Below are 20,204 nucleotides of genomic sequence, written 5' to 3'. Positions count from 1 at the left end.
TGCATTCATCTCGCTAACCTGCATTATTATGGGGATCAGTTTCCGGGATTCAAGGGAACGTGACAGATTGTCATCATTTCATTCGCCACAAGGACCTCCAGAAAATGACCCATCATTTCAAGTGTATTGGTATTGTCGGGCATCCACGGCACCCTACCGCACTGACCACACATGAAATGTTATATCGCTGGTTAAGCGCCAAAGGTTATGACGTCATTGTCGAACAACAGATTGCCCAGGAATTGCAGCTCAATAATGTGAAAACCGGCACGCTGGCAGAAATCGGTCAACAAGCCGATCTCGCGGTGGTTGTCGGCGGCGACGGTAATATGCTGGGCGCGGCGCGCACGCTGGCGCGCTATGATATCAAGGTTATTGGGATTAACCGCGGCAACCTCGGTTTTCTCACCGATCTCGATCCCGACAACGCGCAGCAACAGCTGGCCGACGTGCTGGAAGGTCATTATATCGCTGAAAAACGTTTTTTGCTGGAAGTGCAGGTCTGCCAGCAAGAGTGCCAGAAACGTATCAGCACCGCGATCAACGAAGTGGTACTCCACCCGGGCAAAGTTGCCCATATGATTGAATTTGAAGTCTATATCGACGAAGTTTTCGCCTTTTCCCAGCGTTCGGATGGGCTGATTATCTCAACCCCTACCGGTTCCACCGCCTATTCACTCTCCGCCGGCGGGCCGATTCTGACGCCATCGCTGGATGCCATCACGCTGGTACCGATGTTTCCGCACACGTTGTCTGCGCGCCCGCTGGTGATAAACAGCAGCAGCACTATTCGCCTGCGCTTTTCCCATCGTCGCAGCGATCTGGAGGTGAGTTGCGACAGCCAAATCGCACTGCCGATTCAGGAAGGCGAAGATGTACTTATCCGCCGCTGCGACTATCACCTCAATCTTATTCACCCTAAAGATTACAGTTATTTCAATACGTTAAGCTCTAAGCTCGGCTGGTCGAAAAAATTGTTCTGAAAATCATCGCACAACACTTTACTGTATATAAAACCAGATTATACTGTACGAAAACACAGTTATGGTTTTTCATACAGGAAAGCAACCATGTTGGCACAACTGACCATCAGTAATTTTGCTATCGTTCGTGAGCTCGAGATTGATTTTCACAGCGGGATGACAGCTATTACCGGCGAAACCGGGGCGGGTAAATCGATTGCCATTGATGCGCTCGGGCTATGCCTGGGCGGCCGTGCGGAAGCCGACATGGTACGCGCAGGCGCGCCGCGCGCCGACCTGTGCGCCCGCTTCGCACTAAAAGATACTCCCGCCGCCCAACGCTGGCTCGAAGAGAACCAGTTAGAAGATGGGCGTGAGTGTTTACTTCGCCGTGTGATCAGCAGCGACGGGCGCTCCCGTGGTTTTATCAACGGCACGGCGGTGCCGCTTTCCCAGTTGCGCGAGCTGGGCCAGTTACTCATTCAGATCCATGGTCAGCACGCGCATCAGCTTCTTATTAAGCCCGAGCAGCAGAAAAACCTGCTCGATGGCTACGCCGGTGAGTATGCGCTAACTCAGCAAATGAACGAACACTACCGTGCCTGGCATCAAAGCTGCCGCGAGCTGGCCCAGCATCAACAGCAAAGCCAGGAGCGCGCCGCCCGCGCAGAGCTTTTGCACTACCAATTGAAAGAGCTAAATGAATTTAACCCGCAGCCAGGCGAGTTCGAGCAGATTGATGAAGAGTACAAACGCCTCGCCAATAGCGGTCAGTTACTGTCTACCAGCCAGCATGCACTGAACGTGCTGGCAGACGGTGAAGAGGCCAATCTGCAAAGCCAGCTCTATACCGCCCGCCAACTGCTTGGCGAACTGGCAGGTATGGACGCACGTCTTTCCGGCGTGCTGGATATGCTCGAAGAAGCTGCTATTCAGATTAGCGAAGCCAGCGATGAGCTGCGCCACTACTGCGACCGCTTAGATCTCGATCCAAACCGTCTGTACGAACTGGAACAGCGTATCTCACGACAGATTTCGCTGGCGCGCAAACATCACATCAGCCCGGAAGAGCTACCTCAGTTTCACCAGTCATTGCTTGATGAACAGCAACTGCTCGACGATCAGGCTGATTCCCAGGAAACCCTGGCGCTGGCTGTCACACATCATCACCAGCTTGCGCTGGTGACCGCCCAGCAGTTGCATGAGCAGCGCGTGAAATATGCGCAGGAACTCGGCGAATTAATTACTGAAAGCATGCATGCGCTCTCCATGCCGCACGGCGTCTTTACCATTGATGTGGCGTTTGATGCCCATTCGCTGACAGCTGAAGGTGCCGATCGCATCGAATTTCGTGTGACAACCAACCCCGGCCAGCCGCTGCAATCAATCGCCAAAGTCGCCTCCGGTGGTGAACTGTCGCGCATTGCGCTGGCTATCCAGGTGATCGCCGCACGGAAAATGGAAACCCCGGCGCTGATTTTCGATGAAGTCGACGTTGGCATCAGCGGCCCGACAGCCGTGGGTGTAGGTAAGCTGTTGCGCCAGTTGGGTGAATCCACGCAGGTAATGTGCGTAACGCACCTGCCGCAGGTTGCCGGTTGTGGCCATCATCACTTCTTTGTCAGCAAAGAAACGGATGGCGCAATGACCGAAACGCATATGCAGCCGCTGGATAAACGTGCCCGTTTGCAGGAGCTGGCGCGCCTCCTTGGCGGTAGTGAAGTGACCCGCAACGCGCTGGCGAACGCCAAAGAGCTGCTGGCAGCGTAAACTTTTTTGTAATATGACGGTCAGAGTTCTCGACAAAATCGACAACAGACCCGCCGGCAAAGGTTTTAAACTGGCGAAAGGTCTATTATCATCGGCATATTACATATGAGCCACGTATTGTTCGGGCCGAAAAGGAATCAAATCACTATGCGCTGTAAAATGCTGACTGCTGCCGCAGCGGTTCTTCTGATGTTGACCGCAGGTTGCTCTACCGTAGAACGCGTGGTTTACCGTCCTGATATCAATCAGGGGAACTACCTGACGCCAAATGATGTTTCTAAAATCCGCGTAGGTATGACGCAACAGCAGGTTGCTTATGCACTGGGTACGCCGATGATGACCGACCCATTTGGCAGTAACACCTGGTTCTACGTGTTCCGCCAGCAGCCGGGTCATGAAGACGTTTCCCAGCAAACCCTAACGCTGACTTTCAGCAGCAATGGCGTATTGACCAATATGGATAACAAACCTGCGCTGACCAAAGGCTAAGGTTGCAGAAATGTAAAAAGGTGCTCAATGAGCACCTTTTTTGTTTGAGTTTGTATGAGCCATTTATGTCGGCTCTTTTCCCGTCGTGTTCGGATTCTTACTTACCGGCGCCGGTAACAAAACCCATGCTATCAGCTTACGCTTTCTTAGCCGACTTCTCAGCGCGCTGGCGGCGCAGCTCTTTCGGATCGGCAATCAGCGGGCGGTAAATCTCTACGCGATCGCCGTCGTGCACGGCATCGTGCAATTTCACCGGGCGGCTATAAATCCCTACTTTATTCACCTTCAGGTCAATATCATCACGCAGCTCGAGCAAACCTGAAGCGCGTATCGCCTGCTCAACGGTTGCGCCCTCTTCAAGCGTAACCCGTTGAAGATACTGTTTCTCCGGCAGTGCGTAAGCCACTTCTACCGCGATATTACCCGGCACGGTAAACCTCTTTCGCCCGGTGGGTAAACGCCTGCACCATGTTTGCCGCCAGTTCTTTAAAGATGCGGCCAAACGCCAGTTCAATCAGCTTATTGGTAAATTCAAAATCAAGTTGAAATTCTACCCGGCAGGCATCAGCACTTAGCGGCGTGAATTTCCACCCACCGATCAACGACTTGAATGGGCCATCGACCAGATGCATCAAAATGCTTTGATTAGTGTCCAGCGTATTACGCGTGGTAAACGTTTTGCTGATCCCGGCTTTGGAAACATCCACCGCCGCGGTCATTTGCGTCGGCCCGGATTCCAGCACCCGGCTGCCAGTACAGCCAGGCAAAAACTGCGGGTAGGATTTTACATCATTCACTAACTTGTACATTTGTTCCGCGCTGTAAGGCACCAGCGCAGTACGGCTAATCTGAGGCATATCGTTTTCCGCGTTCACACAATCGTCAAATAATACCATTTCCCCAGGATGAAAGGAAAACGCAATGCCCGAACTCATGCTAAGATAACCGGCTAAACCTCACAGGACGCAATGAGGTCAGTTTCAGATATCAGATTACCGGATGGCTTCACGACACTATGACGAAGAAAAAAGCATACAAACCAGGTTCAGCCACCATTGCGCTGAATAAGCGCGCCCGCCATGAATACTTTATCGAAGAGGAATTTGAGGCCGGGCTGGCACTGCAAGGCTGGGAAGTAAAATCCTTACGCGCCGGTAAAGCAAACATCGGTGACAGCTACGTTATTCTGAAAGACGGCGAAGCCTTTCTGTTTGGCGCAAACTTTACGCCACTGACCGTAGCCTCCAGCCACTATGTTTGCGATCCGACTCGAACACGTAAACTGCTGCTTAATCAGCGCGAACTCGATTCACTGTATGGACGTATCAACCGCGAAGGTTACACCGTGGTGGCGCTGTCGTTGTACTGGAAAAATGCCTGGTGCAAAGTGAAAATCGGCGTGGCGAAAGGTAAGAAACAGCACGACAAGCGCACCGATTTGAAAGAGCGCGAATGGCAGCTGGATAAAGCTCGCATTATGAAAAACGCCGGGCGTTAATTGCGCCCGCATCGCCCTCTCACGCCGGGAGAGGGCATCGAACATTTATCAACCCTCACTCAGCGCCTCATTCAGTTTGCTCGATGTTTTATAGATAATCCAGCACCGCTTTGATCCCCAGATTGGCAATTATCTCCGGCAGACCAGGAAAGATTTTCCTGTACGGTTGGTCAGTTCAGCGCTTCTTGTACGCGCGTAAACCACTCCTCTGGAATGCTCAAAAACAGGCGATCGGGTCAATTCCATACGCTCAACTACGTTAGCCATCTGGCGTGAACGCTTTGTTTTGCATACAGCAATAAAAAATACGGCATGATCGTATGCCGCAGTTGCTGTTACGCGTGGACACATACTAACCGCATTTCCCTCGACAAAAGTCATTGTGATATGGACTGGAATGGCACGTCATAAATCTGTTATACTCAGCGTCACACTTTTGGGGCTGATTCTGGATTCGACGGGATTCGCGAAACCCAAGGTGCATGCCGAGGGGCGGTTGGCCTCGTAAAAAGCCGCAAAAAAATAGTCGCAAACGACGAAAACTACGCTTTAGCAGCTTAATAACCTGCTTAGAGCCCTCTCTCCCTAGCCTCCGCTCTTAGGACGGGGATCAAGAGAGGTCAAACCCAAAAGAGATCGCGTGGATGCCCTGCCTGGGGTTGAAGCGTTAAAACTAATCAGGCTAGTTTGTTAGTGGCGTGTCCGTCCGCAGCCGGCAAGCGAAATTAAAGACTGGACTAAGCATGTAGTACCGAGGATGTAGGAATTTCGGACGCGGGTTCAACTCCCGCCAGCTCCACCAAATAAAACAAAGGGTTACGTGAAAACGTAGCCCTTTTTTTTTACCAATGTCCACTTTACGTCCATCCACTTAAAGGATTGAATTAAATGACCACAAAATATCAAACCGAACTGGCACTAAAAGCTCTGCTTACAGAGTTGCACCGCTCTGGCCAAGACCTATACACCATCGCTGATGAAGCCATTAGGCGAATGCATTAAAAAACTTTAGTTAAATAAAATAATAGGTTAGGACGATATACCTACACCTCAATAGTTTTCTGGACAGACTGTGCCAATTCCAGTTTTAATGCCCCCTCAATTTTCCCAGCGGCACTGAAACATTTTGTTGTAAAAGCAGTCAACTCGCCAAATTTTCGAGCAATCGTATAGATTTGGCTCGATGTGTACCTATACATCTCGGTCTTAAATTGGCCTCCACTCTCTCCAATTGAGCTATTGATATAGGGTGAGTTACGTCCTGAGTTATATGAAGCCGGAAAAAGAAAATTACCCTTAATCTCATTGTTTATCATAACGTTATATACTACTCCATGAGCAATTTCATTACGTCTATCACTTGCTTTTTTATGTGATTCAAATAAAAGCCTATAGGGTTTTGCAATTCCATTTGGGTAGTTATGATCTCCGAAATAGACACTCGCAGCCTCAGCTAATGCCTTTCTGCGACCATCACTACTTTCGATTGTTCCAAAGGCACGCCTTAACGCATTGATAGTTGCGGGATTATCCGATTCACAAAAAATCAGATATAGATTAAACATTTCATTTTCCAGAGTTTCCCATTGAGACAATGCCATACCTACCGCGTGAAAAATTTGGTCTGGGTTATCATCGCCAATAGTGACTGTTTCCAGCAGATCTCTTCCCCAATAGCCCTTTTCTATAGCTGGAGATGTCAAATTTATATTTACCGCTTCGTACTTAACAAAATGCTCAAATTCACTCATATTGTTTAACACCTTCACCTCGGAATGTTTAACTAGGCATACTTTCATGCGAAACAGATAGCCCAACTAGCAAGCCCCAAAATTAGTGAGCCAAATTCTGTTTAATGATAAAAATACTCATCTTATGAATGTAAGCGAAACTATTTATGAATGTCTCAATGTAAAAATTTCAGTACAACATTTCAGCCTCGTCACCTTGTAGGCTTTGTCAAATCAGCTTGTACATGCCCACCCCCAACTTTTTCCAATTACTGACATCCCTTACAACCTCACCCCAAAAAAATTTATCTCATATTTTTCAATTAGTTAAAACAACCCAAACAACTAACCAGATCCATAACACTGAAAAATACTGAAATTCTTTTCAATCTTTTCAGTTTCAATTCTCCGCAAAGCCGCCAGCACTGGCGCGGGCTGGCGATATGTTTTGAAGAAAAACCCCACTGAAAAATTTTTACGATCCAAAAACCGCAGGCGGGTGCGGTGTAGCGCCGTTTTCGTCATGGAAAGATTTATTTTGTGACGTTCAGGCGCAGCCAGCACAGCACTGTGCACATGATCTATTTCAGGTGTCCCGGTGGGTTGTTTTAGCTTGTGAGTGCGGCAGGTTGCGTTCTGTGGGCTGTATGGCGGGCATAAAAAAACCCGCATTACGCGGGCTTTCGTTTAGTGCTTTGGACTACTGGCCAATGACTGGCGAATACTTGCCGTTAAGCTGTTCAGCCTCCTGACTGGCTGCACGTATGGCGCTGGCGTTCTCCGGCGCGCCTGTATTGCTGTGGGTATGGCTGGCCGTTTGTTCTGCCAGCTGCGCCACGACATCCAGAGTATCAAGCATCAGCTGGGCGATGTTCACACTGCCGGAACCAATCCAGACCACAGGCGCAATAATCTGCTGCTCCACTGCCGCCACGCTTTTGCGAATCGCCCCAATCTGCTCTGTCAGACTGCCGGCAACATTCACAACCTGATCGCCAGCAATCTTCATTTCAGCATTGCCGCTGACATTGGCCAGCCAGTTACCCTTCACCGCCTGGCTGTAATTGCCGGTACTGATTTGCACAATAGCGCCAGCCATCAACGCGGCCGCGCCCAGAACCGTGGTGTTGTCCGTCGCCTTAATTGTGGTGTCACGGCTTACCAGCTCGCGCGATTCTGTATCGGCTTTGATATTCCTGGCCAGTGAAGTTTCACTGATCGCCTGGTCAGTCTGCCGAACCCAATCACCCGCCTGCGTGACGCGCTGCGATACTTCCGCACGCTGCTGCTGCAGCTGCTCCCCCGGTTTCACATCCGGCAGGCTGTTCCCTTCCGGCATGGTCTGGCGAATAAACGGCTTATCTGCCCGGCCTCCGGTAAATCCCACTTCAACCAGCGTCCCTTCTGGCGGGAACTGATACATACCCGAATCATTACCGGCCATAGGCACAGGCAACGGCACAGCATTATAAACCGGTGTCTGCTTATCCGGATTTCCGTCTGCATCGAGCAGCTGCACGTTCACCGCGTAACGCGGGCGGAACGGATCGGCAAAATTACCACTGCTTACCGCTTCCGTTGGTGCCAGCACCCTGGCGAATTTCGGCAGGTGCAGACCTGCAGCCAGCTCCGGATACTGACTTTCAACCTGGCGCTGCAGCGGGCTTTTTTGCAGCGGTTCCCCCGTGGCTTTGTTGCGCGGCGTCCAGGTAACATCCATCGTGTCGTTATTCAGCTGGATACGCGTCACGCGCTCGCCGTTCATTTCCACGCCCGGCCGCAGACTCTGAACAACCGGCAGTGTCATGGTATTACCTCCGGCCGCGCCCTGGCTGAACTCTGCCGGGATATCCACGGCTTTACCGGCGAATAATGACAACTCCGCGCCGCCAACATACAAACCGCCATCCGGCAGCTGATACCAGATGTAATCCGTGATACCAAAGGCGTTGCCCAGATTGCTCAAAAGCTGGTAGCCGCTGCCGCTGTGGGTGAAATGGGGGATCGGTTTATCTGCATATTCAGCATCTGGCACGCTCACCGTAATGCCGCTATTTTCTTCCAGCCAGCTGGCCACCCTGCGCAAAGTTGGATGCTGAAACGAGCATGGCCACGACTTTTCAAACACGCCGACCAGCTCACGCACAAACAGACGCTGAAAACCGTTTTCTGCCGGTTGCGAGCGCTCAACATAGCCGGTAAACCAGCGCAGGATCAGATCGGTGTAACCCACATCGAGGCGCACCAGCTTGCCGGTATAGTCCTGGGTGGTCTGTGCCGTGATAAACCCGCGGCCGCAGTTGTTCAGCTCCAGCACCAGTTTTGCATCGGCAATACCCTCCCAAGGAATAACGCCGTTTTCGTCCTCACGGATCACCAGCTCTTCCACCATTGGCACGGTCAGCACGATAGTGGCCGTTTCTTCGTCCTCCACCGTGACATCCCACTGCGGATCGGTTTCCGTTATCCCGACATCATCAAACAGGTCACGATCGGCCTCGTTCAGCCACACGGCCATCAGCGCCATCAGCAACTGCGGCGCGCACAGCCGATACGGGAAACGCTCCCAACTCAGCACCGCGTCATAACGAATGACCGCGAGGCGGTACTGTTCCAGCCCCAAATCCTTGGCGGCCGGTATGAACTCCATTTCATCCAGCACACTGTCAAAGCGCTGCATAGCGCGCACTGGCACGTTCTGCCGAAAAAACGCGGTCAGGCTTTCAAGCTGCGTTTGTGTCTCGCTCATACCTTTTTCACCGTTGCCCGTTTAAGCCCTTTCATGCGACGGATCACCACCGAGGATTCCGCCAGCAGCCCGGCGCGTGTTTCCTGGCTTTCCTGCCCAGGATGGCTGTCACGCCGCCCCACGGTGGCAAATTCGCCCATTAAATCCGCTTTTCCCCTGGCAAAAACCGCTTTGGTATACTGCGCGCACAGGCCATTCATCCCGGCCATTGTTACCCCTGGCACATCTGCCGCCAGGGTGTACCCCTTCGCGCGCCAGCTGGCTTCCACGTTCTCCAGCTCCGCATTCACCTCCACAGCGGCAGCAAGTAGTGCCTGTGCGACCGTGGCGGCATCAATATCAACCGGCAGCGCCCGCTGCGCCTGAAAATCCTTTAGATTCAGGTCTGGCCAAAAGCCGTTATTCGTCAGCGGTTCATCCTGGTAATCCAGCGGCTTGCCACTAAACATAAATCCCCCGAAAAAGGCGGGCTGGCCGGTTTCCACGGCGCAGATGCACGGTCTGTGCGCTGCCCTCCACCGCGCCCACCTGGCTTGCGGTAGTCGTTAACCCTGCGTCAATTTGCGCAGACGTGCGGCAATGGTCTGCCGGGCGGTTTTCACGCTAATTTTGAAATAATGCTTTTCAGCAATAGCCAGCAGTTGATCGGCTTTTTCCAGCGTTTCCACATCGTCCACCCCAGCAGCCGTTTTCCGCCCATCTTCCCCGCGCAGCAGCTCCAGCCCGGCGAATTTGAACCACTTAGCGGTGATCTGCTCATGCAGCCGCCAGGTGTTTGCCACGCGGTCAAAGGTGCGCGAGAAATACGGCTCAATACTTTCCCCGCGTCCGGCAGATTCCTCCGCCCAGGCCAGCATCGTATCGGCCACAAACGTAGGAAAATTGCTGCGCAGCCGCTCCGGCGTGGCCTGCTGCTGGCTGATTGCGATATCAGCCCAATCCAGCGCCTTTTCCAGCTCGCCTACGTCAAACAGCCAGATCACGCACCAGGCCAGTATCGGGTTGGCGTAGTTTTGCCCGCTGGCCAGATAGGCTTCCACGGTAGGCATCCAGCGCGGCAGCAGCACATCACGCTTAAAAGCAACGCGATCAGGAATAAACTGAATGCTGCGGGCCTGCGCCACATCCTTTTCCAGGGCATTGATCAGCACATGCATGCTTTCACTGCTGTCCACCGCCTGGCTTTGTTTCAGACGCTGTTCCGTGGCGATGCGCTGGCTATGCCGTTGCGCGGGTGAAAGTGCCATTTATCAGCCCTCCGGTTGCTCTGTGACGGTGCCGATTGTTACCGCGCTTTCATCAATCGCGGCGTACAGCTCCGGCTCTTCAACCGCATAGCCTTCGTTACGCAGGTATTTGTTTTCGTACTGCTTACGGTCTTCAACAAATTCCGCTTTACGCTGGCGCGTGTTGCGCTGGGTGTAGATGTGCAGGTTGCTAAGCGGTGTAATCGTACATGATTAACCTTTCCGTTATTGATAGCTTGAATAGATGTTCACGAAACGAGACAACTACTTGCCTTCATTCCAGGCATACCAATCAACGAAAACATGCTCTTTCGGCTTATCTTTAGGTTTTATTCTCAATTTCCCGGACTGAACCCAATAGCGTCCGGTACGAAGTTTTATATCTACACGTTCACAGAAGATTTTAAGAGGAACCCAACGACTTTCAGTATATGTTGCGATCGATGTTTTCATAAGGCAAAATCCTGTTTTCATTTGTCACCAGTGGCAACTAGTGACAATTAATGTTAACAAACTACATACGACAATATGAATTGTCTACATACGAAACAATGCGAAGACTATTCGTGATTTTGTCGTTTGTCAACTATTGCGAACTACAAACATGACAACCTACAACATCAAAACTGGCGCTCGTGAAGCCGTCGAACGAATTTGCGAAGCCTACGGGTACACATCGCGACTACAACTCGCAAACTATCTCGGCATGTCTGCCAGTGCCCTTAGCACAAGGATCATGAGAGATAATTTCCCTGCCGATTTGGTTTTGCTTTGCGCCTTAGAAACAGGAGCATCTATTCACTGGCTAACAACAGGGGAAGGAGTCAGATTCGAACAAGCCAGTGATTTGAGCAGAATTCCAGCCTACAAGATCGAAGGCGCAGAGCTGTTACGCCGCTCGTCATTCATGTATGACAAAGCGCTCTTGCCAGACCACAAAGGAGAGCTACAAATAATTACTGACGGAAAAGTAAGCTACTTTGTTGATGTAGCTGCTTACCAGGCAACAGATGGAGATTTTTTGATTGAGTATTCAGGAGCAAAGAGCATAAAAGGGATAACACTATTACCTGGAAATAAACTCCGTATTGATTGGGGGAAGTACCCTATTGATTGTGAAGTATCGGATGTATTGATTATTGGAAAAGTCGTTGCAAAGTATATGGTTGAATAAAAATGGCCGTCAGAAAGACAGATGATTGAGAATGGATTTGTGATCTACGCCCGAACGGCGTAAAGGGAAAACGAATCCGCAAAAAATTTAAAACGAAAGGTGAAGCACTAGCCTACGAAAAATACATTTCAAACGAAATGGAAGATAAACCGTGGATTGGTGAAAAACAAGATAACAGAAGATTATCTGAAATAATCGACCAATGGCACGATCTTTATGGCAGGACATTGACTGATTCCAAAAGAATGATGTCTAAATTACAAGCCATTTGTGCGGGCATGGGAAATCCTATTGCATCACAGATCACTGCAGCTGACTTTAGTCGATACCGTGAAGGGAGACTAAAAGGAGAGATTCCAGACATTAAAGGACGGTGCATGGTTGTAAAACCTAGGACGGTAAACCATGAGCAACGTAATCTTTCAGCAGTTTTCGGAATGCTGAAAAAATTAGGTCATTGGTCTTATCAAAATCCTTTAGCAGGCATTCCCACATTTAAAATAGATGAAAGCATGGTTTCATTTCTTTATCCAAACGAAATAAAAATCTTGCTAGATTCCCTAAGCCAATCTAATAGTACCAGTGTGTTAACAATAGCAAAGATATGCCTAGCAACTGGGGCACGGTGGAGTGAGGCAGAGAACCTTGAAGGATCTCAGATTACACCATTTCGCATAACCTATAAAAATACTAAAAACAAGAAGGTCAGGTCTGTTCCCATAGCAAAGGAATTATACGATGAAATTCCCAAGAAACGTGGAAAGATATTCACACCATGTAGAAAAACGTTCGAGAGAGTAGTTAACAAAGCGGGCATTATTTTACCTGATGGCCAATGCACACACGTCTTAAGACATACATTTGCAAGTCATTTTATGATGAACGGTGGAAATATACTTGTTTTAAAAGAAATCCTTGGCCACGCCGATATAAAAATGACGATGATCTATGCTCACTTTGCCCCGAAGCATCTGGAAGATGCCGTGACAAAGAACCCTCTTACACAAATAACATCTTGACTGGAAATAATCATGGATAATTTTCAACTAACCATTTTAACAATATACTTTATATATATTGCATGGCATTTAAATCATCTCCGTATCAAAAATGCGTTAAGAATGAATTCAGAACCACTAACGCACCAACCGTTATTTATTGCTGCTATAACTATACCTCTTTTCTCTTTTATTGCCTTTGGTTTGATAATATGGGTAAATTACTCCTTTCAATTGAATGAAGATGGATTCAATACCTTTTTAAATATTAGCAAACTGCCCCTTGCCTTACTTTCACTATCAATTCCTTTTGGAGTAGTAGTAAACAACATTCATCGAACAATACAGACTGACAAACAAATTAAAGAAGCTGAAAAAAAGAACAGAATAGATGGTTTTTATAACCATAGAAAAAACACTATCGATGTTTTTCAGAATGTACCATTCATGTCGTTGAAAGTGGCGGATCAAACTCAAGAAAAATTAGAATTCGAGAATAGTTATAAAATATATGGTTTGTTTTTTCCAAACTCGTCAATATTTAGTGACATTCATATTCCATCAAGACTCTTATTAGAAGAATCAGAAAAAAAATTTCTAAAAATTAACAAATTGTTAACAGACTTTCCCAACCCCTCACCAATAGGACAATTAAGAAAGCATAACATTATTGAAAAACACCTAGAAGGAATTCATAAAATATATCATCTGTCCGCCCTTAAAGAGAAAAGGAGAGTAGAGTACTCATGGCACTATAAAGATTATCTCATAAGTATTATAACAAAGTTTCCTAGCCATTCTGAATTACAACAAGCAATGCACGTTTACTTTTCATGTTATGTTGAAATTCATAACGCAGTAGGGCTACCGGTCAGAGATGAATTCATTAAGAAGATTAAAGAGTTTAACGATTTTATAATAAACAAAAATAACATCCCATCAGTATGGACAAGAGTTCCAAGCGGATATTACGTTATATCCGCTCCAAAAGTGAAAGTTGGTCCTGGTTCCCTTGGCAGGAATGATCCACATTTGGTCCACATACCTTCTTAACCATTGTTCTTCTTTGCTAACCATTTGCATTTAACATTATGATTTTCATGTTAAGTAGTTGAGTTAATTGAGCAAATAAAAGAGTGTAGGAATTTCGGACGCGGGTTCAACTCCCGCCAGCTCGGTGATTACCAGAGTCATCCGATGAAGTCCTAAGAGCCCGCACGGCGCAAGCCCTGCGGGCTTTTTTGTGCCTTGAATTTGTCCCGCGAAGTCAGAAGCCAACTAATTAAATCCGAACCTTGCAGGCACCCCATAAAATATTCCTGTTTTGATTAATAGCGAGAATAAAAAACTTTGGAATCAAGGGGTAGCCAGCTGCGCCGCTTCAGCTTGCCGGGAAATGTCGTACAACAGCAAATGTTGGCATAGCGTGGTGATCAGACACTATCCGGTAAACAGAAAAGCAATATGATCAATGACTTTGGTGAGTCTGCATCTCAGCCATGTATCCCCCGCCCCTTAAAGAATAAAGGGGCGAGGGAACAATAACGCTCATAACAGCTCAGGCAGCGTTAGAGGGCCTTAGTGCACATGGTTGGGCTTAGCGTCCCACCAGAACCCTCGTAAAGGTTGCCACCCCACTTGTCCAGCGAGTAGTGATAATTGGGATCGCTTGGCGTTGCATCTGCCAGCCAGTAAGCATCGTCGGGGAACGCAGAGGTGCCGCCTAAAGATCCCCACTCGTTCCACAATGCCCCCAGCGTACGAACCCCGGTGGGGACGAAACCAGAGTTTTGCGACACCTGGGCTGCGGTCGACTGACTGTACCCCTGCGCACTGCAATAGGGGCCAGCATCTACCCATAACACTTGTTGTCTATCAGTAATAAACCAATTGCGCAGCGTGAAACTGTAGGTGATATCTGGCCCGATGCCGCTTTTTGGTGTACCAGTAATGGTGACTTTGCGCCCATCGCCTGTCCCCTTGAAGCTCACCACAGCATTGATGTCAACATCGACCCAAGTGGCATCCGACGACCAGTTGAAATCTAAGGGAGCGCCATTGCCGATATTTAAAGTGAATGTCGCGCCGGTAAAGCCCGTCGTCGGGAAGCCGTCTCCTTTCTGGAATGTCGCCCCATTAACAGAGATATTCTGCAAGAACGGAATCGGGTTAATCGCATAGCCTGCCGACTCGATAGCCTGGCTCCACCCGCTCAGTTGCAACGTCGCCTTGTTTCCCGAGCTAACAGCCCCTGCCGTGTAGGTCGCCGTGTAAGTTCCGTCCTGGTTATCACTCCAGTTCCCATTTAAGCTGGCATTCGGAACCTGAACATTCTGCGCGGTTAGCAACCCGGTCGCACCCGTTATCACGTTCTGGTAGCTATCTTGCAGTGCGACCGTCACCCGGATTGTCATACTGGACATGTAGCGTGTCATATCCGTTGCAATGGCCGACCGTATCGGGTTCGGACTGCCCGGTGTCAGTGTTACCGTTGCGCGCAGGCTACTGAGACTGGTGTTGTCATACGCCGGGATAATGGTGTAAACACCCGCCTTCGTTCCCGACAGTCTTGCCGTATAGGTACCCGGCGTCGCGCTTTCAGTCAGCGAAGTAAGAGTGACCTGCGTTGCAGACGGCGTGTTACCGTTGCTGTCTTTTACCAACAGTGACAGGTTACCCTGAATACCGCTCATCACCTTGCCTTGCAGATCTTTCGCCGCCAGCGTGAATGTCGACACCTCAGTGTTATCCGCCTTGATGGTATTTGGATTCACAGTAAACAGTGACTGCTGGGCATCAAGCAGTGTGGCATTGAATGCAACCGTCGCGGAAGGCAGTGAAATGCCTTTTGCTGTCGGCTCTAACGTGACCGTTTCCGTATCTTTCCCCGCTTTCACGGTGACGAGATATACGCCCGCCTGCTTGCGGGTTAACGCAGAAACAGTGGCGCTTTTCAGCGTGTTATGGTTGAGCACAATATCCCGTGGATCGAGATCAACAAGCTGGTTGGTGTCATCCTTCAATGTCAGCGTCAATACCTGTTCGCTGACGCCGTCTGCCGCCAGCGAGCTATTTGCAGGCGTGAAGGTGCTCGTTTTGTTATTCACCACAGAGGCAAGTACCGTCACCTGCGTCTCCTGGCGATCGGAACGGTTCCCCTTCGTGTCCACAGCAACGCCACTCACGGTATAGGTATTTACCGCCTGCGCGGAATATTGATAGCGCGGTAGTACGACCATGTAATCTGCGCCGTTTTGCGCTATTTTTCCGCCAGCGGCAGTAAGTGTCGACGCATCCCATTCAATATGCGAAAGCCCATGCGTGCTTTTCACTGAAACACCGAGCGATTTTTGCTCACCGCCATTCCCTGTAACCCGTTCTGCAAGATGCAGCCTGATAATCTCTTTTTTCCGGTATTCAAGAACAATATTGTTGTTACGCTCAACAAAATCATACCGGCTTCCCTGCAGGCTGCGCATCGCGGCGACAGCTTCCGGGTTCAGCTGTTTTTGCCACGGCACACCAAGCTGATAGTTCACATTCAGGCTGAATCGGGTGTCGCTTTCCCCCGATGTCCCCTGCCGTTGCTCAGCCCCTAACGTCACGAGAGGAACCGGCGTATAAGTGATGCCGGCGGTAATCGCATGCGGGTCGCGCTGGCGATGGTTCACCCCGAACAGGGCAACCTCCTGGCCATAATATTGCTCATAGGTCAGCTTTCCGCCCAGTTGCGGCAGAGAAGGCAACCAGGCCTGGGCACGCACATCCCAGCCATTCGCCGGACGCTCCTGGTAATCGGCCAGATCTTTGGAATCTTTCCATCCGGTCAGCCGCATATACCCATTGGCGCTCAGCTTCATAAAGTCACGCCAGTATTCAGCGCCCACGCCCATACGCGCATGTTCGCGGGAAAGATCGTAGTCACCGAAGACGTTTGCGCCCAGCATATACCCCGGCGCGAAATAACGAAGCCCCGCCCCCAGGTTAGCCTGGAGACGATCATCAGTACGGTGCACACTGCCCTGGGTGAAGACCATTTTGTCACCCCGGTCATACAGCGGCACAAGCAATTCAAACTGTGAGTTCTTTAAGGAAAAGTTCTTATCCGTGTCGAGTTGTACACGGGCGGTACCGAATTGGTTCAGCCAACGCTGAACTTCTCCGCCCGCTGCAGAGGTCGCCATACCACGCGCCATTGACGTCGCGGCCTCGCTATTCGAACCGTTGGCAAAGAAGCGTCCAACCTGGGAGGAATAACCCGCCATTTTCAGCGCGGCGTCATTCGCGTCGTTACCGGAAACTGTCGCACGCTGGGACGCGAAAGCGCGTGGTTTAGCCCCGCCCTTCACCGCCACGGCCGGAACCTCCAGTTCATCTCCCGGCTGCACATTGTTCAGGCCTCGCGCAAACGTGTGGAACTGGTTGAGCTGGCGAAGCTCCTCCAGGGTGAGGTTATATTTCTTAGCAACAGAGCGGGCCGTTTCTCCTGCACCCAGTGTGTAGGTCTGGGTCTTGATAGACGAAACGGTTTGAGATTGCAATTCAGCCCCGGCAATTACCGGCGTAAATGCAACCGCGAGCGGAAAAGTTATCTGAATCGCAATATTAAGCCATGCCAACAGACTCAGCCCAGGAGAAAAGCCGATATTCGCAACAAAATATCGCGATTTAAATTTCGAAATCATGCATTCAACCAGACAAGAAAATTAAGCAACAAAAAGAAAATTCCGAAACCATTCTAAAATGGCAAAAGTTATTCCTCAATAGAGAATATATAAACAAAAAAGAAAGAAGCACTGCAATAAGATTAATTATCTCCCTACCTACTCAAACCGCAACCCTTTAACCCTTTGTTTTCACTATCTAATTCCAAGGCCCATCTGTGTTCTTACGATAATAAAATAATAATGTATTACGACCTCCTGCTTTACTTTAATTTACATACTTAATGAGGCCTCAGTCAATTCTCAATTTCAATCCCTTTAAATGCAGACAGAACTGCGCGCTTTTCGCGTTATTAATTAACGAGAGGCTAAAAAGGTGTTTATCATTAATTCTTTTCTGTGTAATAAAATTAGTTTTCCTCTCGTTGCCATCCATTTATTAATGGTAATGAGAAGGGCAGCAGCAACCTCATCCGTTTCTTAATGATGCGAATCATTCGTTTTATTGACATTAACATTACCGCTTCTGCCCCTCCTCTTACGCCCCCCCGAAACGCAAACTTTCGGCACAAGATATCCCGGGCACGACTTTTACCCTTCCTGCTACCCGGACGGTCGTAGAGGGTAGCCTGTGCAACACGCCCATGCGCGAGGCAGCGTTTGTGGCAGCCCCGTCTATATACCTGCATAAGGAAAAACTTATACAGCGCAAATCTATTTGCATCGACTTTGTTCAACTCTTTAAATAAGCGTTGTGATTTTTCCTATATGTGACATTTACCGGCTTGCTTGTTAAAATGATGTAATAAATTAACGTTAGAAAAAAACCATTATCATTTACGCACACCGGTATTATTTATAGATAAAATTCAAGAAGATAAAGCATGACTGAAAAGGATAATTTTTCGCAAAGGGTTTTTACGCATTTTGTAATTAAAGTTATCGATTTTTTTAAAAATTATCTAACCGACTGTAATTGCTAAAGTTAAATTAGTAACAAAAACACAACTTTACAAACCGCCTATTTTTTCCGCATTATTTCCATTGTTCGCATGAATCCTTTTGTGTAAACTTATTTCCGTTGTCAGGAAAAGTCCTGGAAACAAAGATTTAAGCAGGAACATAATACAATCACCTGCACAATTATATTAAAGCTGTTAAAAGATTTACCTTTTAGTATTTTTAATTAATATCGAAATAAAGTGGTTGCTCGCATATTTAATTTTTAAATAACAGCGAAAGACAGCGCATCGCCTGTTTTTTGCGGGAGCAACTTTATGAACGAACAAAACTTTGACGAACAAATGCAATCTATCCAGGATCTGAACCTGTCCTATTTATTACTGGCACAGCGTCTGATCCGTGAAGATAAAATTGCAGCCGGTTTCCGCCTCGGTTTAAACGAAACCACGATGGAAACCTTACGCAGCTTGTCACTGCCGCAACTGATTAAACTGTCCTCTTCAGGCCAGCTGATTAGCCGGTTGCGTATTGATGATGATGTGATGATCAACTGCCTGACCAAAGACTCGCGTATTGATGCGCTTCAGCGTTTGCATACCGGCATTATTTTGTCGAGCAATCTGCTTAACACGCTCAATCATGATGACAGCGAGGCGGCGTAATGGAAGACTCAATGTTGCACGAAAAAAGCATTATGTCGGAAATTAAAGATACGCATATTGCCATGCAGTTGATTAATTTCGGCGCCAGAATGCAGGTGCTGGAGAGTGAAACCAGCCTTAGCCGCAGGAAACTGTTAAAGCTCTATAAAGAGCTGAAAGGGGATTCCCCGGCGAAAGGGATGCTGCCTTTTTCCGCCGACTGGTATATGGCGTGGGAGCAGAATATTCACTCATCCATTTTTTATAATATTTATCTTTACCTGCAGAAGGTCGAACCTGGCCGCTCTGTTGAAGTGATGCTGAAAGCCTACCGTCTCTATATGGAACACGGTTTGGCTGAAGAAAATGAAGAACCGGTGCTGGGGTTAACCCGCGCATGGACGCTGTTGCGCTTTATCGACGGCGGCATGCTCAAGCAGACACAGTGCGATTGTTGTGGCGGCAGTTTTATCACCACGCCGGAGCACATGTTCAACGGTTTTACCTGCAGCCTTTGCGTGCCACCGTCACGCGCGCTGAAGCGTAGCCCGCTGCTCAACTTCGCGGCTGGTGCACCCACCACATTGCAGTAATGGCATGATTTTGCCCCGACAGCGGGCAAAATCATCTTCACACCGCCAATAGCAGCCTCGCCTGCTCAGCATAACGTTGAGCTGGCGAGGCTGTTGCCTTTCTGTTATTTACGCCCGTTATGACAAGCGGCCGGAAAAAACACCACGATAATAATTCGGGCTAATGTTAAGCCGCATCAGAATATCGCGCCGGTGTACGTAGGCGGTTTTCAGGCTGATCCCAAGCTCAGCAGAAACATCCTGCGCGCTGGCACCGGAGGCCAGCAGACAAAGCACCTCGCGCTGGCGCTGTGTTAACAGCGGTAGCGCAGAATATTGCGGCGATGCCGCCCCTTTGCGTGACAGCAAACGGCTGATTGACTCATAAATGTGGCGGATAGGCGTATTCAGACACAGCGTCGGAACATCCGGCATCAGGGCGGGCAAAACAGGGTCCAGAGCGTCGCTCAGCACCAGGCACGGCAAATCCGGCTTCGCGTCGCGCAAATACTGCATGGTGTTCATCAACGACATCAGATTGGTGGCCTGCGTGGCCACCGCAACCACAAAACGCACTTTATTGCTGTTTGCTGCATACGCCTCTTGTGGGCTTGCGATATGGCTGATGCGCAAGCTCGGGCGATAGAACTTAATCAGCGTGGTTAATCCCTGCGCCGAAAATATATCTTCGCTGTAAATCAGAACGTTAGCGATACTAACTACATTTTTTTCACTCATAGTCCTTTA

Annotated in this window: 19 protein-coding genes, 1 other RNA gene and 1 pseudogene; 10 read left to right on the top strand and 11 right to left on the bottom strand. The window is 49.1% G+C overall.

Features of this window, described 5'->3' with window-relative positions; translation table 11 throughout:
- Window positions 1–104: 104 nt before the first annotated feature.
- From nadK to bamE, 3 genes are all read left to right on the top strand, one after another.
- Complete coding sequence (nadK, locus tag AAIG26_RS22520) at window positions 105–983, top strand: NAD(+) kinase (RefSeq protein WP_020454803.1); 879 nt, start codon at window positions 105–107, stop codon at window positions 981–983.
- A gap of 87 nt (window positions 984–1,070) precedes the next feature.
- Window positions 1,071–2,732 (top strand): DNA repair protein RecN, encoded by a 1,662-nt coding sequence (recN, locus tag AAIG26_RS22515; RefSeq protein ID WP_343181526.1) that lies wholly within the window; start codon window positions 1,071–1,073, stop codon window positions 2,730–2,732.
- A gap of 147 nt (window positions 2,733–2,879) precedes the next feature.
- The gene (gene bamE / locus AAIG26_RS22510) at window positions 2,880–3,221 is read left to right on the top strand and encodes an outer membrane protein assembly factor BamE (RefSeq protein WP_017459915.1); all 342 of its coding nucleotides are present in this window, start codon (window positions 2,880–2,882) and stop codon (window positions 3,219–3,221) included.
- Window positions 3,222–3,357: 136 nt separating this feature from the next.
- Here bamE and AAIG26_RS22505 read toward each other — a convergent pair whose 3' ends face one another.
- Both AAIG26_RS22505 and AAIG26_RS22500 read right to left on the bottom strand, forming a co-directional pair.
- Window positions 3,358–3,651, bottom strand: a complete 294-nt coding sequence (locus tag AAIG26_RS22505; RefSeq protein ID WP_045513749.1) for an RnfH family protein — start codon at window positions 3,649–3,651, stop codon at window positions 3,358–3,360.
- A complete protein-coding gene (locus AAIG26_RS22500; RefSeq protein WP_197539470.1) occupies window positions 3,641–4,078 on the bottom strand; it encodes a type II toxin-antitoxin system RatA family toxin in 438 nt (145 codons plus the stop codon). Before AAIG26_RS22500 ends, AAIG26_RS22505 begins: the two co-directional genes overlap by 11 nt.
- A 158-nt stretch (window positions 4,079–4,236) precedes the next feature.
- Here AAIG26_RS22500 and smpB point away from each other — a divergent pair, with 158 nt between their 5' ends.
- A complete protein-coding gene (gene smpB / locus AAIG26_RS22495) occupies window positions 4,237–4,719 on the top strand; it encodes an SsrA-binding protein SmpB (protein WP_017459912.1) in 483 nt (160 codons plus the stop codon).
- Between the two features lie 438 nt (window positions 4,720–5,157).
- Window positions 5,158–5,521, top strand: a transfer-messenger RNA (tmRNA) gene (gene ssrA / locus AAIG26_RS22490).
- Window positions 5,522–5,762: 241 nt separating this feature from the next.
- Here the strand turns inward: ssrA and AAIG26_RS22485 are convergent.
- The 7 genes and pseudogenes from AAIG26_RS22485 to AAIG26_RS22455 form a co-directional block, all read right to left on the bottom strand.
- Window positions 5,763–6,470 carry a hypothetical protein gene (locus tag AAIG26_RS22485; protein WP_343181525.1) on the bottom strand — a complete coding sequence of 236 codons (708 nt, stop codon included), beginning with the start codon at window positions 6,468–6,470 and terminating at the stop codon, window positions 5,763–5,765.
- Window positions 6,471–6,794: 324 nt separating this feature from the next.
- Window positions 6,795–7,121 carry a hypothetical protein gene (locus tag AAIG26_RS22480; protein WP_343181524.1) on the bottom strand — a complete coding sequence of 109 codons (327 nt, stop codon included), beginning with the start codon at window positions 7,119–7,121 and terminating at the stop codon, window positions 6,795–6,797.
- Between the two features lie 28 nt (window positions 7,122–7,149).
- Window positions 7,150–9,198: a phage tail protein gene (locus AAIG26_RS22475; protein ID WP_343181523.1), complete on the bottom strand. Its 2,049-nt coding sequence runs from the start codon at window positions 9,196–9,198 to the stop codon at window positions 7,150–7,152.
- The gene (locus AAIG26_RS22470) at window positions 9,195–9,647 is read right to left on the bottom strand and encodes a head completion/stabilization protein (RefSeq protein ID WP_271458968.1); all 453 of its coding nucleotides are present in this window, start codon (window positions 9,645–9,647) and stop codon (window positions 9,195–9,197) included. The genes AAIG26_RS22475 and AAIG26_RS22470 overlap by 4 nt, the downstream gene beginning before the upstream one ends.
- 96 nt (window positions 9,648–9,743) lie before the next feature.
- Window positions 9,744–10,445: a phage terminase small subunit gene (gene gpM, locus AAIG26_RS22465; protein WP_343181522.1), complete on the bottom strand. Its 702-nt coding sequence runs from the start codon at window positions 10,443–10,445 to the stop codon at window positions 9,744–9,746.
- 3 nt (window positions 10,446–10,448) lie between these two features.
- A pseudogene (locus AAIG26_RS22460) lies at window positions 10,449–10,649 on the bottom strand (P2 family phage major capsid protein); the annotation flags it as partial.
- Between the two features lie 60 nt (window positions 10,650–10,709).
- A complete protein-coding gene (locus tag AAIG26_RS22455; protein ID WP_343181521.1) occupies window positions 10,710–10,898 on the bottom strand; it encodes a hypothetical protein in 189 nt (62 codons plus the stop codon).
- 151 nt (window positions 10,899–11,049) lie between these two features.
- Here AAIG26_RS22455 and AAIG26_RS22450 point away from each other — a divergent pair, with 151 nt between their 5' ends.
- Genes AAIG26_RS22450 through AAIG26_RS22440 form a run of 3 tightly spaced genes read left to right on the top strand, consistent with a single transcriptional unit; the run spans window position 11,050 to window position 13,670 of the window.
- Window positions 11,050–11,619 carry a phage repressor protein CI gene (locus tag AAIG26_RS22450; protein ID WP_343181520.1) on the top strand — a complete coding sequence of 190 codons (570 nt, stop codon included), beginning with the start codon at window positions 11,050–11,052 and terminating at the stop codon, window positions 11,617–11,619.
- A 35-nt stretch (window positions 11,620–11,654) separates the two neighbouring features.
- Window positions 11,655–12,638 carry a tyrosine-type recombinase/integrase gene (locus AAIG26_RS22445; RefSeq protein ID WP_343181545.1) on the top strand — a complete coding sequence of 328 codons (984 nt, stop codon included), beginning with the start codon at window positions 11,655–11,657 and terminating at the stop codon, window positions 12,636–12,638.
- A gap of 12 nt (window positions 12,639–12,650) precedes the next feature.
- Window positions 12,651–13,670 carry a hypothetical protein gene (locus AAIG26_RS22440; RefSeq protein WP_343181519.1) on the top strand — a complete coding sequence of 340 codons (1,020 nt, stop codon included), beginning with the start codon at window positions 12,651–12,653 and terminating at the stop codon, window positions 13,668–13,670.
- Window positions 13,671–14,185: 515 nt separating this feature from the next.
- Here the strand turns inward: AAIG26_RS22440 and AAIG26_RS22435 are convergent.
- Window positions 14,186–17,302, bottom strand: a complete 3,117-nt coding sequence (locus tag AAIG26_RS22435; RefSeq protein ID WP_343181518.1) for an inverse autotransporter beta domain-containing protein — start codon at window positions 17,300–17,302, stop codon at window positions 14,186–14,188.
- Window positions 17,303–18,558: 1,256 nt separating this feature from the next.
- Here AAIG26_RS22435 and flhD point away from each other — a divergent pair.
- Both flhD and flhC read left to right on the top strand, forming a co-directional pair.
- Window positions 18,559–18,906, top strand: a complete 348-nt coding sequence (flhD, locus tag AAIG26_RS22430; RefSeq protein WP_020454820.1) for a flagellar transcriptional regulator FlhD — start codon at window positions 18,559–18,561, stop codon at window positions 18,904–18,906.
- Between the two features lie 14 nt (window positions 18,907–18,920).
- On the top strand, window positions 18,921–19,478 hold the full coding sequence (gene flhC / locus AAIG26_RS22425) for a flagellar transcriptional regulator FlhC (RefSeq protein WP_052332815.1): 558 nt from the start codon (window positions 18,921–18,923) through the stop codon (window positions 19,476–19,478).
- A gap of 117 nt (window positions 19,479–19,595) precedes the next feature.
- Here flhC and AAIG26_RS22420 read toward each other — a convergent pair whose 3' ends face one another.
- Entirely contained in the window at window positions 19,596–20,195 is a 600-nt protein-coding gene (locus AAIG26_RS22420) for a LuxR C-terminal-related transcriptional regulator (RefSeq protein ID WP_020454822.1), read from the bottom strand.
- Window positions 20,196–20,204: the final 9 nt, after the last annotated feature.

It is taken from the genome of Kosakonia sp. PSU_27 (genome assembly GCF_039409795.1).
Classification (GTDB): Bacteria; Pseudomonadota; Gammaproteobacteria; order Enterobacterales; family Enterobacteriaceae; genus Kosakonia.
The sequence above is the reverse complement of the archived record's forward strand: the minus strand, read 5'-3'. Positions and strand labels throughout refer to the sequence as shown.